At 69.8% G+C, this 13,215-nt stretch carries 11 protein-coding genes; 5 read left to right on the forward strand and 6 right to left on the reverse strand.

Features of this window, described 5'->3' with window-relative positions; translation table 11 throughout:
* Nucleotides 1-1,206 carry an MFS transporter gene (locus tag ABIA35_RS04695; protein ID WP_370356863.1) on the reverse strand — a complete coding sequence of 402 codons (1,206 nt, stop codon included), beginning with the start codon at nucleotides 1,204-1,206 and terminating at the stop codon, nucleotides 1-3.
* A gap of 60 nt (nucleotides 1,207-1,266) precedes the next feature.
* On the opposite strand from ABIA35_RS04695, the gene ABIA35_RS04700 reads away from it, so the two are divergent.
* Entirely contained in the window at nucleotides 1,267-2,253 is a 987-nt protein-coding gene (locus tag ABIA35_RS04700; protein WP_370356865.1) for a transcriptional regulator, read from the forward strand.
* 6 nt (nucleotides 2,254-2,259) lie between these two features.
* Here the strand turns inward: ABIA35_RS04700 and ABIA35_RS04705 are convergent, their stop codons facing one another.
* Nucleotides 2,260-3,597: a PQQ-binding-like beta-propeller repeat protein gene (locus ABIA35_RS04705; RefSeq protein WP_370357390.1), complete on the reverse strand. Its 1,338-nt coding sequence runs from the start codon at nucleotides 3,595-3,597 to the stop codon at nucleotides 2,260-2,262.
* 242 nt (nucleotides 3,598-3,839) lie between these two features.
* Here ABIA35_RS04705 and ABIA35_RS04710 point away from each other — a divergent pair, with 242 nt between their 5' ends.
* Nucleotides 3,840-4,592, forward strand: coding sequence for a DUF899 domain-containing protein (locus ABIA35_RS04710; protein ID WP_370356867.1), 753 nt, complete (start codon nucleotides 3,840-3,842; stop codon nucleotides 4,590-4,592).
* Nucleotides 4,593-4,685: 93 nt separating this feature from the next.
* On the opposite strand, the gene ABIA35_RS04715 is transcribed toward ABIA35_RS04710, so the two are convergent.
* Nucleotides 4,686-5,192 (reverse strand): nucleoside deaminase, encoded by a 507-nt coding sequence (locus ABIA35_RS04715; RefSeq protein WP_370356869.1) that lies wholly within the window; start codon nucleotides 5,190-5,192, stop codon nucleotides 4,686-4,688.
* Nucleotides 5,193-5,271: 79 nt separating this feature from the next.
* Nucleotides 5,272-5,739: a winged helix-turn-helix transcriptional regulator gene (locus ABIA35_RS04720; protein ID WP_370356871.1), complete on the reverse strand. Its 468-nt coding sequence runs from the start codon at nucleotides 5,737-5,739 to the stop codon at nucleotides 5,272-5,274.
* 130 nt (nucleotides 5,740-5,869) lie between these two features.
* On the opposite strand from ABIA35_RS04720, the gene ABIA35_RS04725 reads away from it, so the two are divergent.
* Nucleotides 5,870-6,559: an SDR family oxidoreductase gene (locus ABIA35_RS04725; protein WP_370356872.1), complete on the forward strand. Its 690-nt coding sequence runs from the start codon at nucleotides 5,870-5,872 to the stop codon at nucleotides 6,557-6,559.
* Here the strand turns inward: ABIA35_RS04725 and ABIA35_RS04730 are convergent.
* Nucleotides 6,556-7,800, reverse strand: a complete 1,245-nt coding sequence (locus tag ABIA35_RS04730) for a cation:proton antiporter (protein ID WP_370356874.1) — start codon at nucleotides 7,798-7,800, stop codon at nucleotides 6,556-6,558. The genes ABIA35_RS04725 and ABIA35_RS04730 overlap by 4 nt on opposite strands.
* A 120-nt stretch (nucleotides 7,801-7,920) precedes the next feature.
* Entirely contained in the window at nucleotides 7,921-8,793 is an 873-nt protein-coding gene (locus ABIA35_RS04735) for an endo alpha-1,4 polygalactosaminidase (protein ID WP_370356876.1), read from the reverse strand.
* Nucleotides 8,794-8,969: 176 nt separating this feature from the next.
* Here ABIA35_RS04735 and ABIA35_RS04740 point away from each other — a divergent pair, with 176 nt between their 5' ends.
* Both ABIA35_RS04740 and pepN read left to right on the forward strand, forming a co-directional pair.
* Nucleotides 8,970-10,418, forward strand: a complete 1,449-nt coding sequence (locus ABIA35_RS04740) for a hypothetical protein (RefSeq protein WP_370356878.1) — start codon at nucleotides 8,970-8,972, stop codon at nucleotides 10,416-10,418.
* 147 nt (nucleotides 10,419-10,565) lie between these two features.
* The gene (pepN, locus tag ABIA35_RS04745) at nucleotides 10,566-13,151 is read left to right on the forward strand and encodes an aminopeptidase N (RefSeq protein ID WP_370356880.1); all 2,586 of its coding nucleotides are present in this window, start codon (nucleotides 10,566-10,568) and stop codon (nucleotides 13,149-13,151) included.
* The last annotated feature ends 64 nt before the right edge of the window (nucleotides 13,152-13,215 follow it).

The following is a 13,215-nucleotide window of genomic DNA, read 5'->3' on the forward strand; positions in this document are numbered from 1 at the left end:
CTATGACACCGGCGCGAGGGCCGTCGCGGCTTCGACCGGGCTCTCCACCCGCTCGGGCCGCAGCCCTCGCGCCAGGCTCAGCGTCACCACCACCGAGGCCACCGCCATCACCGTCATCGCGTCGCTCGGCGAGGACCACTGCGCGACGACACCGGCGAGCACCGCGCCGACCCCCTGCATCGTCAGCATCCCCGAGGACTGGAGCCCCAGCGCCTGGCCGCTCAGCGCGTGCAGTGTCAGGGCCATGAGGCGTTCCTGCAACAGCAGGCTGGCGGCGTAGCCGACCGAGGCGAGCATGACGGCCGCCGCCGCGATCGGGAGCGCCGGATGGAAGGCGAACACCAGGTACGGCACCGCGAGCAGCAGCCGCAGCGGTGCGCCGAGCACCCGGCGCCAGCTCGCGGGCAGGAAGCGGCCGGTGGTGATGTCGCCGAGCAGCATGCCGAACGCCGCGAACGCGAACAGCACGCCGGCGTGCCGCGGCGACAGCGATACGAACAGCGACTCGCAGCCCACGATCAGACCGTTCGGCACCCACAGGGCCAGGAACACATAGCGTCGCGGGACCGAGGACCACAGCACCGCGTTGTTGCGCCACGTCTGCGCGACCGACGGCCGCCCCGAGGCCCGCGGCGGCCGCGCGCTGAGCCCGAACCGCGCCACCACGGCCGCCGCGAGATACAGCCCCGCGCCGACCAGCAGCGTCACCCGCGGCGACAGCGCGGTCAGCAGCACGCCGCCGAGGCCGTAGCCGCAGATCTGCATCGTGCCGACCGCCATGTTCAGCACCGAGCGGCCGATCAGGTAGCCCTCCTTCGGTAGGATCTCGTTGAGCAGCCCGTAGCGCACCCCGCCGCCGACCGAGGCCAGCACGCCGGTGACGAACAGGATGCCGAAGGCCGCCGCGACCGGCAGCCCGGGAATCGCCAGCACCGCCGTCTCGACCGCGAACACCAGCCCCAGCCCCGCCATCGCCGCGCGCGGCGGGATCCGGTCCGCCGCCGACATCAGCGCGGTCGCGCCGATCACCTGCGCCAGGCTCGGACCGAACATGCTCAGGGCGGACAGCAGCGGCGAGCCGGTGGCCGCGTAGATGAGCGTGGCCAGCGCCAAACCGCTGACGGTCTGCGCGGCGACCTGCGCCAGGCTGGTGAAGAACAGGGGTGGGAACTCGGGGGAGGCGAAGAGCTGCCGGTAGGTCCGCATGGTCGTCAGTGTGGGAGCCGCCGCCGCGCGGCCGGTACAGTTTCGCCGGGAGGCGAAACGATGACGCTGTGGCTCGTCGACACCGACACCCTGGCCAGCGGCCGCTTCGTGGTGTCACCGCTGTGCGAGACGCTCGCCTGCCTGCACACCCTGCACCGCGAGACGACCGCGCACCCGGCGGAGCGGGCCTGGTTCGACGAACACCGCGCCGCCTACCGGGCCATGGTGAGCGCCGACCCGCTCACCGGCCCGCTGCTCGACGCCTCCCTCGGCGCCCGCACGCACTGGATCGCCGACCTGCTGTGCCCGGTCCCCTTCGGCGACCAGAGCTTCGAGGAGGAACTGCGCCGCGTCAGCACCACACCGCCGGAGACCGCCACCGCGCACCTCGAGGTCTCCTTCGGCGGCCCGCTGCCCCCGCAACTGGACCGCACCGACCTGGCCCCGCGCCTGGCCGACGTCCTGGCCTGGGTCTGGACCCACACCGTGGCCCCGACCTGGGACCGTCGCCGCCGCCTGATGGAGGCCGACATCGTCTCCCGCACAGCCCGCCTGAGCCATGGCGGCTGGGCCGCGGCCCTGAACGACATGCGCCCCGGCATGCGCTGGCTCGGCGACGGCACCCTGCAGATCAACCTCCACAACTTCCCGCCCCGCCCGATCGCCGGCGCGCGCCTGTACTTCGCCCCCGTGACCCCCGGCCGCGGCTGGGTCGCCTGGGACAGAACGCCCGACTACGCGATCATCTACCCCTGCACCGGCGCCCTGGCCGAAGCCGGCACCGCCGCCGCCTCGCAGCCGCTGGCACGCCTGCTCGGCGCGAACCGTGCGGCGCTGCTGCAACTGCTGGCCTCACCGATGAGCACGACGCATCTGGTGACGCTGACCGGCCAGCCGCTGGGCTCGGTCGGGCGGCATCTCAAGATCCTGCTCGACGCGGATCTGGTGCGCCGGCGGCGGTCGGGGCGGTCGGTGCTGTATTACCGGACGGCGGCGGGAGATGTGGTGGTGCGGAGTGCGACGCGAGCAAGCCGGGAAAGCGGTTAGTCGAGGTCAACGGATCCGGACAACGGCAGTGTGCGTGGCCACATGCGCCGGGGTAGAACCCCCGCTCGTCGCCGGGCTTTCGTCGGACTGCGCATCGATGGCGAACAGGCCTGAGCCGTCGCCGATGAACAAAGCCTTGCCATCGTCGGCGAGGGTGTGCGGCGAGTAGTCCTCCACCACCGTGGATCTCCCGTTCGACAGCGACAGACGCAGAAGCCGGGCATGCCCCGGACCCAACAACGAGTCGTTCTGCTCCATGACGAGAGCATCACCACCTGATATTCCGACCAGTTCGTAGCTGCCCCCGGGATAGGGATCGACGCTCCAGATCCGTCGTCCCGATCCGATGTCGTAGGCGACGACGCTGATGGCGAGCGCAGATCCGGGACCGTCATTTTGATCACTGGTAACGGCGATCATGCTGGAATCGACGACACGGGCCGAGGACGGCAGCTGCATCCCCATCAGTTCAGTCAGCTCCAGACCTGCCGACGGGAATGCTGCCCGCAGGGTGCCCGCGCCGTCGTAGGACCTGATCTGGCCCCATTCGTCGACGGCGCTCGCCGCGTAGATCGCGACGACAGGCGGGTCCGCCGAAATGACCTTCGTATAGTAAGAGGGGACATCGAAGCTCCCGCCTTCGGTGACCGGTAGCGTCGCCGCCCACAATACGTTTCCAGAGTGCGCGTCGAGACTGACCACCTGCCCCGCGCCATTCGGACAGCGGGTCGCCGCGACCAACCTGTCGCCCGCCCCGCTCACGGCCTCCACAATGCAATTCGGTGACGGCGCGGAGTACGTCCAAGCGACCGTTCCGTCGCTTCGCCGGAAGGCTACGAGCCCATGCGGTTCCTCGGCGACGACGACATCCGCTGCGACCGCGGGAGCGGGATCGCTTGGATCCTCATCGGTTTCCCGCCACTTTGTCGGCAGCGGCGCGGTCCAGTTCACCACACCCGTCGCGGTATCGATGTCTGCGATCTGCCCGCAGTCGTTCACACCGTGCTCGTCAACCATGCCGAAGACGACCACGCCGTCGCCGGCGACCGTGGGGCTGACCGCGCAGACCTCCGACAACGAGCCCGCCGGAGAATAGGCCCACCGTCGGTGTCCGTCAGTGCGGTCGTACGCGACGAGCCCGTCGGCCTGTGGGCGGACGACCGCCTCGGGGGTCAGCCAGCCGCCCACCACCGACGTCGCGTGGGGAACGCCGGCCGCCGTAGAACTCCACACGACCGGCTTGCCGTGATCCAGGACCGCGTACCACATCGTTGCGAAACCGGCGAGGAAGAGCGCCACGATCGCGCCACCGGTTCCCCTCCGAATCCGCCTGACACGTGTCATCGGCACGCAGGACTCCTCTTTCAGGCCTCGACGATTATCGACGGCAGCGTATTGACGCTGGACGATCTCCGTTCGCGAAGCCTGAACGCCACACAAGAACTCCACAGACAACCCGGTGGGGATGGCCGCCGTTCACACCGACACCATCCGCCCTCGAAACTGGGCGGCCCGCCACCGCCCAGTCTCTGTCCCGCGCCTTGTCTGTGTCCGGTGTGAAGCCCGAACCGGATCGGAGATCTGCCATGAACATCCCGCTGCCGCCCATCGTTTCCCCCGAGGAGTGGGAGGCCGCCCGCCTGAAGCTCCGGGTCAAGGAGAAGGAGGTGACGCGCGCGCACGACGCGCTGGCCGCCGAGCGCCGCCGGATGCCCAGGATGGAGGTGGACAAGGGCTATCGCTTCGAGGGGCCGGACGGGCCGGTGGGGCTGCTCGACCTGTTCGAGGGGCGCCGTCAGCTCATCGTCTACCGCTTCTTCTTCGAGCCCGGTGTCTCCGGCTGGCCCGAGCGTGGCTGCCCGGGCTGCTCGATGATGGCCGACCAGGTCGCCCATCTCTCGCACCTGCATGCGCGGGGGACCACCTACGCCCGGGTCTCGCGGGCGCCGCAGTCCGCCATCCGGCGGCTGAAGTCCGAGATGGGCTGGGACGGGCCCTGGTACACGCTCACCGACGACTTCGACGCCGACTTCGGCGTGGACGAGTGGCACGGCACCAACGCCTTCATCCGGGAGGGCGGCCGGGTGTTCAGGACCTACTTCGTCAACCACCGCGGGGACGAGGCCCTGGGCAGTACCTGGAGCTACCTCGACCTGTCCGCCCTCGGCCGGCAGGAGGAGTGGGAGGACTCGCCCGCGGGCTACCCGCAGACCGGCGCCTACGAATGGTGGCGTCGGCATGACGAGTACGTCGCCGACGTCGACCCCTGGGAGGGCACCCTCGGCGAGCGGGTCGCCGCAGCCCGGGCGCACGTGCGCGCCACGACGGGGGATGCGTGATCGCTCAGCTCTGCGCGACCGATGCGACCGGGGTGGCCGGGGTGGCAATGAACTGCTGCGGTCGGTCCAGCAGGTGGGCGATGGCGGGCTCGATCAGTCCGGCAGGTCCGCAATGGTCTGCGCCCAGCTCCGAAATCCGCTCTCCGGCGCCGTCCGGCAGTAGCGGCGGAACAGCTCCCGGCTGGCGTGGCGCAGGATGCCGCCGGTCATCGCCGGTGCGGCGTAGCCGGGCAGGTCCAAGTTGGTCGGCTGCCAGTGGCCGGCGATCGCCGAGGCGCCGTCGGCCGGTGATTCCAGAGCGTAGTGGACCTCGGTGATCCCCATCGTCATCGCCGCGCCGAAGCACATGACGCACGGCTCCAGGTTCACGGCCAGCCGCAGCGGATGCGGCCTGCGGGCCCAGCCCAGCTGGTCGTCGGCCTCGATCATCGCCAGCAGGTCGGCGTGGACCAGGCGTCGGCGCTGCCCGCGGTCCTGGGTGTAGGCGCGGCCGACGATCTGGTCGTCCAGCACCACCACCGCGCCGATCGGCAGTTCGCCGGCGGCCAGTCCTTCTTCCGCGACCTCGATCGCCGCCTGGACCATCTGTTCGGGGGTCATCGGCGAACGGTATCGAAGTCGGACGCGGCTGTGGCGGGCGGGGATAACAGGCCCCAGGTGTCACCGACGCCCCGCTCGATCACTCCAGCCCGCTCAGCAGCTCGACCTCATCCAGCCCCACCTCATGCCGCCCCCGGCACGCCACCGTCACCTCGACGCTCTCCCCGCAGCCGATGTGTGCGATGTCCACGTCCGTGGGCCCGCCGGCGTGCTTCTGCCCCCACCGGAACAGGGCGAACATCGCGGGCATCAGGTCGCGGCCGGAGTCGGTGAGGCGGTACTCCTCGCGGGCTCGGCCGCCGGCGTCGCGGTAGGGGTGGCGGGAGAGCAGGCCCGCTTCGGCCAGGGCTTTGAGGTTCGCCGAGGTGGTGGCCGGGGCCATGCCGACGCGGTGGGTGAAGTCGTCGAAGCGGGTGGTGCCGTAGAAGGCCTCGCGCATGATCAGCATCGAGTTGCGGCTGCCGACGACGGCCATCGCCTTCTCGACCGGGCAGTCGCCGATCGGGGACCAGGTCGTGTGGTCGTCCAGGGGCGGGTGGAGCTTCATGCCTGTCGGCCTCCTCCGGGTTGGCTTTGGTTAAGCGAAGTCAGGTGCTAGAGTGCCGTAGCAGTAGCTGACTTCAGTATACCGAAATATCGACCCGCAGTATCGACCGAAGTATCGATGGGAGCCCGTCATGAAGCTCGACAACAGCGTGGTCCTGGTCACCGGTGCGACCGGCGGCCTGGGGCAGGAGTTCGTCGGCCAGGCGCTGGAGCGCGGTGCCGCCAAGGTCTACGCCGCCGCGCGCCGCGACCACAAGTGGGGCGACCAGCGCGTCGTCCCGATCCGGCTCGATGTCGCCGACCCGGCCGCGATCGAGGCCGCCGCGGCCGCCGCGCGCGACGTCACCGTGCTCGTCAACAACGCCGGCATCAGCGGCCCGCGCTCGCTGCTCGCCGGCGACCTGGACGAGATCCGCCAGACCTTCGAGACCAACGTCTTCGGCCCGCTGGCGCTGGTCCGGGCGTTCGCCCCGATCCTGGCCGCGAACGGCGGCGGCGCGGTGCTGGACATCCACTCGGTGCTGAGCTGGCTCGCCACGCCCGGTGTCTACAGCTCCAGCAAGGCGGCGTTCTGGGGCCTGACCAACTCCCTGCGCCTGGAACTGGCCGCGCAGGGCACGCAGGTCCTCGGCGCGCACTTCGCCTACGTCGACACCCCGATGACCGCGCACCTGGCCGACGTCGACAAATCAGCACCCGACGACATCGCCCGCCGAATCCTGGACGCCCTGGAGGCCGGGAGCAGCGAGGTCTTCGCCGACGCCACCACCGAGTCCGTCCGGGCCGGATTGGCTGGCCTGACCAGCGGTGCGTTCGCCTAGGCGGGAGTGGATTCCGGAGTGGGTTCCTCACCCGCGCCGAGTCGCTGGACGGCCAGCGGCACCGCCACCCCGTGCAGCACCAGGCTCCCCAGCAGCACGATCGTCATCGTGCTGAGCGCCAGGTCCGCGTCCTCGTCGCGGACGGCGTTGTAGGCCAGGAGCCCGAACACGATCGAGGTGGTGCCGCGCGGCCCGACCAGGCCGAGCAGTGTGCGGTCCAGGAACGTCGCGCCGCTGCCGAGCATCGCCAGGTACACCGGGACCATGCGCACGACGGTCAGTGCCAGGACGCTGTACAGGATCACGTCGCCCGGCACGCCGATCTGGAACACCAGCACCGCGACCGCGCCGAAGACGAACCACACGACCAGCGCCGAGACGGTGCCCAGTGCCTCGACGGTGGTGAACTCGGACTCGGAGATGTGGATGTCCTTGCCCTTGGCGCGGAATCCGGCTCGTCCCCGCTTGTAGGCGATACCGGCCAGGAACGCCGCCACGAAGCCGTTGCCGCCGACGTACACCGCGATCGAGTAGGTGACGATCGGCAGCAGCAGCGTGGCGATGCCCACCGACTCCGCGCTGGACCAGCCGACCCGCTCGGTCCAGCGCAGCGCGGCGCCGGTCACCGCGCCGAACCCGACGCCGACGAGCACGGCGTACACCGCGGCCGGTACGGCCTGCCCCAGCGCCTCCTCCGGCGTGCCGCCGTGCCCGGATTCGCCGATCAGCAGGATGGCGAAGGCGAACGCGGGGGAGAACAGACCGTCGTTGTATCCGCTCTCGATCGCCAGGACGTGCCGCACCCACAGCGGCACGTTCCGGTCTTTGAGCAGGTGCGGCGCGGAGGCGAAGTCCAGCGGCAGCACGACGCACGCGATGACGAAGACCACCGCCCACGAGTGCGTCGGCAGCAGCGGCAGCCCGAGCACGAAGGCCACGGCCACTGTCAGCGGCAGCGCGATGAACAACAACCGGATGACCGCGCCGCGCTCGCCGGCCAGGAACCCGTCGCGCACCACGGTGGCGTCCACGAACAGCAGAACGGCGAGCACGAGCTCGACGATCCGCTCGGCCAGGTGCGTGTCCAGGCGCTCGGCGAACCCGGTCCCGCCGGCGACCCCCGCGACGACGCCGCCGGCCACCATGAACAGCGGGCCGTTGACCTGCCAGCGGGCCAGTCTGCGGGCGGCGAACGTCCACGCCAGCATCACGGCCAGGCTGGACACGATCAGGGGCAGCATACCATGAGGTTACTGACAAAAGTCGTGAATCATGCGAATCAGGGCATGGGAAAGGGAAGGCGAGCGTGTCCCCTCACAGGCACGCTCGCCTTCCCCGGTGCGGGGTCAGGTCAGGTCACATCAGCGGCAGGGCTGGAACGTCTTGTCGTCCAGGTTGATGTCGAACCGCACACCGTTGAAGTTGCTCGCGTTGTCCTTCGAACAGAACGAGGAGGTCGCCAGCTTGTACTCGGCCTGGAACACCGGCTTGCCGGCGGCCACGTACTGGTCGTAGCCGTAGTCGCCGTTCTGCGCGGTGGTGCACTCCTTGTACTGGTTGCACTGCTCGTTCAGGGCGCCGTCGAAGTACGGCAGCAGTTGTGGGATCTGCTCATCATCGTTCTTCTGCAGCACGCTCAGGCCGCGGGAGTGCGAGTCGTTGGCCAGGGTCGCGTTGAAGTAGAGCTGGTCGGCGGCGGTCAGCGGGAAGCCGGTGCTGTTGGTGTAGCCGTCGACGTTGTCGAGCTCGACCATGTCGAAGCCCTTCTGCTTGCACATGTCCAGCCGGGCGTCCATGATCGTGCGCAGCACGCTGTTCGACTTCTGGATCTCCCGGACGTCCAGCCACTTCTCGCCGGGCCATCCGTTGCCGCTGCCCAGGACCGAGGACGGGAACTGCGACGCGTCCGGGCGCCAGTTCTCGTACGTCCCGGCCGACAGGTAGCAGACCGCCTTGATGCCCGCCGAGTGCAGCGCGGAGACGTTCGCGGCGGTGTTGTTGAAGCCGTCCACGTCGTACATCTGCACGTTGCGGAACGGTGCGCTGGGCACCGTGGACAGCACCCAGTTCCAGGACGTCTGCACGTTCGGCTGCCAGCAGCCGTTGCAGGCGACCGGGCTCGGCAGCGCGGGCGTCGCCGACGCCGCCGGGGCCAGGGCGACGGCTCCGGCGGCGGTCAGGGCGAGGCCGGCCGCCGCCGCGGCCAGACGCTTGGCCGTTGGAGTCAGGGTCATGATTCCTCCTCGAGATGTGGCTGTTCTCGTTTGCGCCGTTTTCTAGCAGCGGCATCGCGGCAGCGTCGAGGTGTGGACGCCAAACGCGCAGCCGGCGTGAGCGACTGGGGCCAATCGCGCACGCGCGTTGAGTTTTCGTTGACTGTGCCCGGCGCCTCGCCCACGCTCTGGGCGGTATGAAGCCACATGTTCTGGCCCTCGCGGCCTCAGCCGCGTTGGTCCTGCCGTCTGCCGCGCTATCAGTGCCCGCTCACGCGGCGGGTACCTCCACGGCCGCCTCCGCCACCGCCCCCGCCACGGTCTACGTCGCCCCGAGCGGCTCGGACTCCTCCAGCGGCACCCAGGCCGCGCCGTTCGCCACGATCCAGCGCGCCGTCACCGCGGTGTCGGCGTCCACCAACGGTGGCACGGTCGTGCTGCGCGGCGGCACCTACGCGCAGCGCTTCAGCCTGCACAACGTCGCCAACATCACCGTCACCGCGGCCGCCGGCGAGCACCCCGTCCTGGACGGCTCCCCGCTGAAGGTCCCCACCGGCCGCTCGGCGATGGTCGACATCGCCGACAGCACGGCGGTCGCCGTCCGGGGCCTGGAGATCACCGGCTACCGCACCACGGACATCGACGCGATGCCGATCGGGATCTACGTCCACGGCGGCGACACCGGCGTCACGATCGCCGCCGACCATGTGCACGCCATGGGCAACGACAACGGCACGCTGGGCAGCATGGACATGAACGCCCACGGCATCGCCGCCTACGGCGACTCCCCGACGCGGTCCATCACCGGTCTGACCATCGACGGCAACGAGGTTGACCACCTCACGCTCGGCGCCAGCGAGTCGGTCGTGGTCAACGGCAACGTCGACGGCTGGCGCATCACCGGCAACCGGATCCACGACAACAACAACATCGGCATCGACGCCATCGGCTTCGAGCCGACGCTGCCCGCGGCCTACCGCTACACCGACCTCAACCGCGCCCGCAACGGTGTGATCAGCGGGAACACCGTGGAGAACATCATCTCCGCCGGCAACCCCGCCTACTGGTCGCCGACCGGCTGGTGCAACTGTGCCGACGGCGTGTACGTCGACGGCGGCACCCACATCGACATCGCCGGCAACACCGCCCAGGCCGACGACATCGGCATCGAGGTGGCCGCCGAGAACGCGCGCGGCGCCGCCGACCACGTCACTGTCGAGGGCAACGCGGTCAGCGACAGCCGTTACGTCGGCATCACCACCGGCGGCTACTGCGACGGCGGCCAGGACTGCGGGGGAGTGCAGACCGGGCAGGCCTTCGCGAACACCTTCACCGGCAACACCCTGCGGAACAACAACACCGACCACGACGGTTCGCCGGAGTTCCTGATCCAGTTCCACGAAAGCGGCACCACGATCACCGGCAACACGATCTGCGCCGCCGGCCCCGGCACCCTGCTGATCGGCACCGTCGCCCGCTCGACCTCCGGGCAGGGAGACCTCGTGGACGAAAACCACTACTCGGCCGCGGCGGCGGGCGCCGGCACGGCGCAGTGGGGCTGGCACGGCACCACCTACACCGGGTTCGCCGCCTATCGGGCCGCCACCGGCCTGGATGCCCACAGCAGCTTCTCAGGGACCTGCTGAGCCGGCAGACCGTCCGGCACCACCTCCCACCGGCAGCCCGGCCCCGGGCTGCCGGTCCACGCACGTGTGCTCCACGTGTCGCCAGCGTTCACGCCGATGCCGTGCCAGGATCGGGGGAACTCATGACGATCGACAAGGAGCCATGCGGTGACGCGCGGTACGAACCTGGCCCACGAGGAAGCGCGCGAACGCGCGGCGCTGGTTGACGTCCACTCCTACGAGGTGGACCTGGACTGGTCGGGCGCCCCCGACCCGCGGGTCGCGACCTACCGGTCGGAGACCGTCGTGCGGTTCACCGCGCGGACCCCCGGCGCTTCGACGTTCATCGATCTGATCGCCCCGAACGTCCGCGCGGTCACCTTCAACGGCCGGGACCTCGATCCCGCCGAGGTGTTCCAGGACAGCCGGATCGCGCTGGCCGACTTGAGGGCGGAGAACGAGCTGCGGGTCGTCGCCGACTGCGTGTACATGAACACCGGCGAGGGCCTGCACCGGATGATCGACCCGGTCGACGGCGAGGCGTATCTGTACACGCAGTTCGCGACACCGGAGTCGCGCCGGGCGTTCGCGGTGTTCGAGCAGCCCGATCTGAAGGGCACCTTCGCCTTCACGATCCAGGCGCCGGAGGCGTGGCAGGTCTTCTCCAACTCCCCGACGCCCGAGCCGGTGTCACGGGGTGACGCCACCTCGGTGTGGACCTTCGAGCCGACTCCGCGGATCTCCTCGTACATCACCGCCGTGGCCGGCGGGAAGTACCACGTGGCGCGCTCGGAGCACACCACCAAGCGCGGCCAGAAGATCCCGCTGGGGGTGGCGGTGCGGGCCTCGCTGGCCGAGTACCTGCGCCCGGAGGAGATCTTCGAGATCACCCGGCAGGGCTTCGACTTCTTCACCGAGAAGTTCGACCGGGACTACCCGTTCGGTAAGTATGACCAGCTGTTCGTGCCGGAGTTCAACTTCGGCGCGATGGAGAACCCCGGATGTGTCACGTTCCGCGAGGAGTACATCTTCCGGTCGAGGGTCACCGACGTCTCGTACGAGCAGCGCGCCGAGGTCATCCTGCACGAGATGGCCCACATGTGGTTCGGCGACCTGGTCACCATGCAGTGGTGGAACGACCTGTGGCTGAACGAGTCCTTCGCCACCTTCAGCGCCTTCTACGCGCAGGTCGCCGCGACCCGCTTCAAGGACGCCTGGACCACCTTCGCCAACGCCAACAAGTCCCGGGGCTACCGCCAGGACCAGCTGCCCAGCACGCACCCGATCGTCGCGGAGATCCGCGACCTGGAAGACGTGATGGTCAACCTCGACGACATCACCTACGCCAAGGGCGCCTCGGTCCTGAAGCAGCTGGTGGCCTGGGTCGGCGACGACCACTTCTTCGAGGGCCTGCGCCGCTACTTCGAGCGCCACGCCTGGGGTACCACCACGCTCGCCGACCTGCTCGCCGCGCTGGAGGAGAGCTCCGGACGCGACCTGCGGCAGTGGTCGAGGCTGTGGCTGGAGACGCCGGGCCCCAACACCCTGCGGCCGGTGTACGAGGTCGACGACACCGGGGCGTTCACCTCCTTCGCCGTGGAGCAGGAGGGGTTCTCCGAGCAGTTCCCGACGTTGCGTCCGCACCGTTTGGCGATCGGTCTGTACAACGTGGTCGACGGCGCCCTGGTGCGTACTCACCGGGTGGAACTCGATGTCATAGGAGCCCGCACCGAGGTCGCCGAGCTGGTCGGCAAGGCGCGGCCCGCATTGGTGCTGCTCAACGACGACGACCTGACGTTCGCCAAGATCCGCCTGGATGAGCACTCGATGGCGACTCTGGTGGACCATGTCGGCGACTTCGCCGAGTCCCTGCCGCGCACCCTGTGCTGGAGCGCCGCGTGGGACATGGTCCGCAACGCCGAGCTGGCCGCGCGCGACTATCTCAAACTGGTTCTCGGCGGGATCGGCCGGGAGTCCGACATCGGTGTCGCACAGCTTCTTCAGCGGCAGGCCAAGTCCGCCGTCGAGCTGTTCGCCGACCCGGCGTGGCGCCCGACCGGCCAGGCTCTGCTCGCCGACGCTTTGTGGGAGCACGTGAAGGCGGCCGAGCCCGGCTCGGACTTCCAGCTCGCCTGGGTCCGCTCCTTCGCCGGCACCGCGCTGACCGAGGAGCAACTGGCCTACATCGGCGCCCTGCTGGACGGCTCGCAGACCCTGGAGGGCCTGACCGTCGACACCGAGCTGCGCTGGACCCTGCTGATGGCCCTGGTGGTCGGCGGCAAGGCGGACGTCCCGGAGATCGACGCCGAGCTGGAGCGGGACAAGACCGCCACCGGCGAGCGCTACGCCCTCCAGGCCCGCGCCGCGCGCCCGACCGCCGAGGCCAAGGCCGAGGCCTGGGCATCGGTCGTGGACGGCGACACCCTGGCCAACCACACCGTCGCCTCCGTCATCTCAGGCTTTCAGTCGGTGCCCGCGGACAAGCGCGAGGAACTGCTCAAGCCGTATGCGGCGAAGTACTTCGCCGCGCTGGAGGGCGTCTGGGAGTCCCGCACGCATGAGATCGCCACTCAGATCGCGACGGGCCTGTACCCGGCGTCCGTGATCGAGCAGGCCACCCTGGACGCCACCGACGCCTGGCTGGCCGCCACGCAGCCGGTGCCGGCACTGCGCCGGCTGGTGCTGGAGGCCGCGGACACTGTTCAGCGCTGCTTGAAGGGGCAGGCCAAGGACCGGGCGGCACAAGAGCTCTGATGGTCCCGTGGCGACGGCCTGGGTGAATCGCCAGGCCGTCGCCGGGCCGTCGCTGGGTCGCGTC

Source organism: Catenulispora sp. MAP12-49, from assembly GCF_041262705.1.
GTDB lineage: Bacteria > Actinomycetota > Actinomycetes > Streptomycetales > Catenulisporaceae > Catenulispora.

What these genes read in the sequence shown, in the direction of transcription:
- ABIA35_RS04695 (WP_370356863.1), bottom strand. Translation starts at nt 1,206, where the DNA reads ATGCGGACCTACCGGCAGCTCTTCGCCTCCCCCGAGTTCCCACCCCTG.
- ABIA35_RS04700 (WP_370356865.1), top strand. Translation starts at nt 1,267, where the DNA reads ATGACGCTGTGGCTCGTCGACACCGACACCCTGGCCAGCGGCCGCTTC.
- ABIA35_RS04705 (WP_370357390.1), bottom strand. Translation starts at nt 3,597, where the DNA reads ATGACACGTGTCAGGCGGATTCGGAGGGGAACCGGTGGCGCGATCGTG.
- ABIA35_RS04710 (WP_370356867.1), top strand. Translation starts at nt 3,840, where the DNA reads ATGAACATCCCGCTGCCGCCCATCGTTTCCCCCGAGGAGTGGGAGGCC.
- ABIA35_RS04715 (WP_370356869.1), bottom strand. Translation starts at nt 5,192, where the DNA reads ATGACCCCCGAACAGATGGTCCAGGCGGCGATCGAGGTCGCGGAAGAA.
- ABIA35_RS04720 (WP_370356871.1), bottom strand. Translation starts at nt 5,739, where the DNA reads ATGAAGCTCCACCCGCCCCTGGACGACCACACGACCTGGTCCCCGATC.
- ABIA35_RS04725 (WP_370356872.1), top strand. Translation starts at nt 5,870, where the DNA reads ATGAAGCTCGACAACAGCGTGGTCCTGGTCACCGGTGCGACCGGCGGC.
- ABIA35_RS04730 (WP_370356874.1), bottom strand. Translation starts at nt 7,800, where the DNA reads ATGCTGCCCCTGATCGTGTCCAGCCTGGCCGTGATGCTGGCGTGGACG.
- ABIA35_RS04735 (WP_370356876.1), bottom strand. Translation starts at nt 8,793, where the DNA reads ATGACCCTGACTCCAACGGCCAAGCGTCTGGCCGCGGCGGCGGCCGGC.
- ABIA35_RS04740 (WP_370356878.1), top strand. Translation starts at nt 8,970, where the DNA reads ATGAAGCCACATGTTCTGGCCCTCGCGGCCTCAGCCGCGTTGGTCCTG.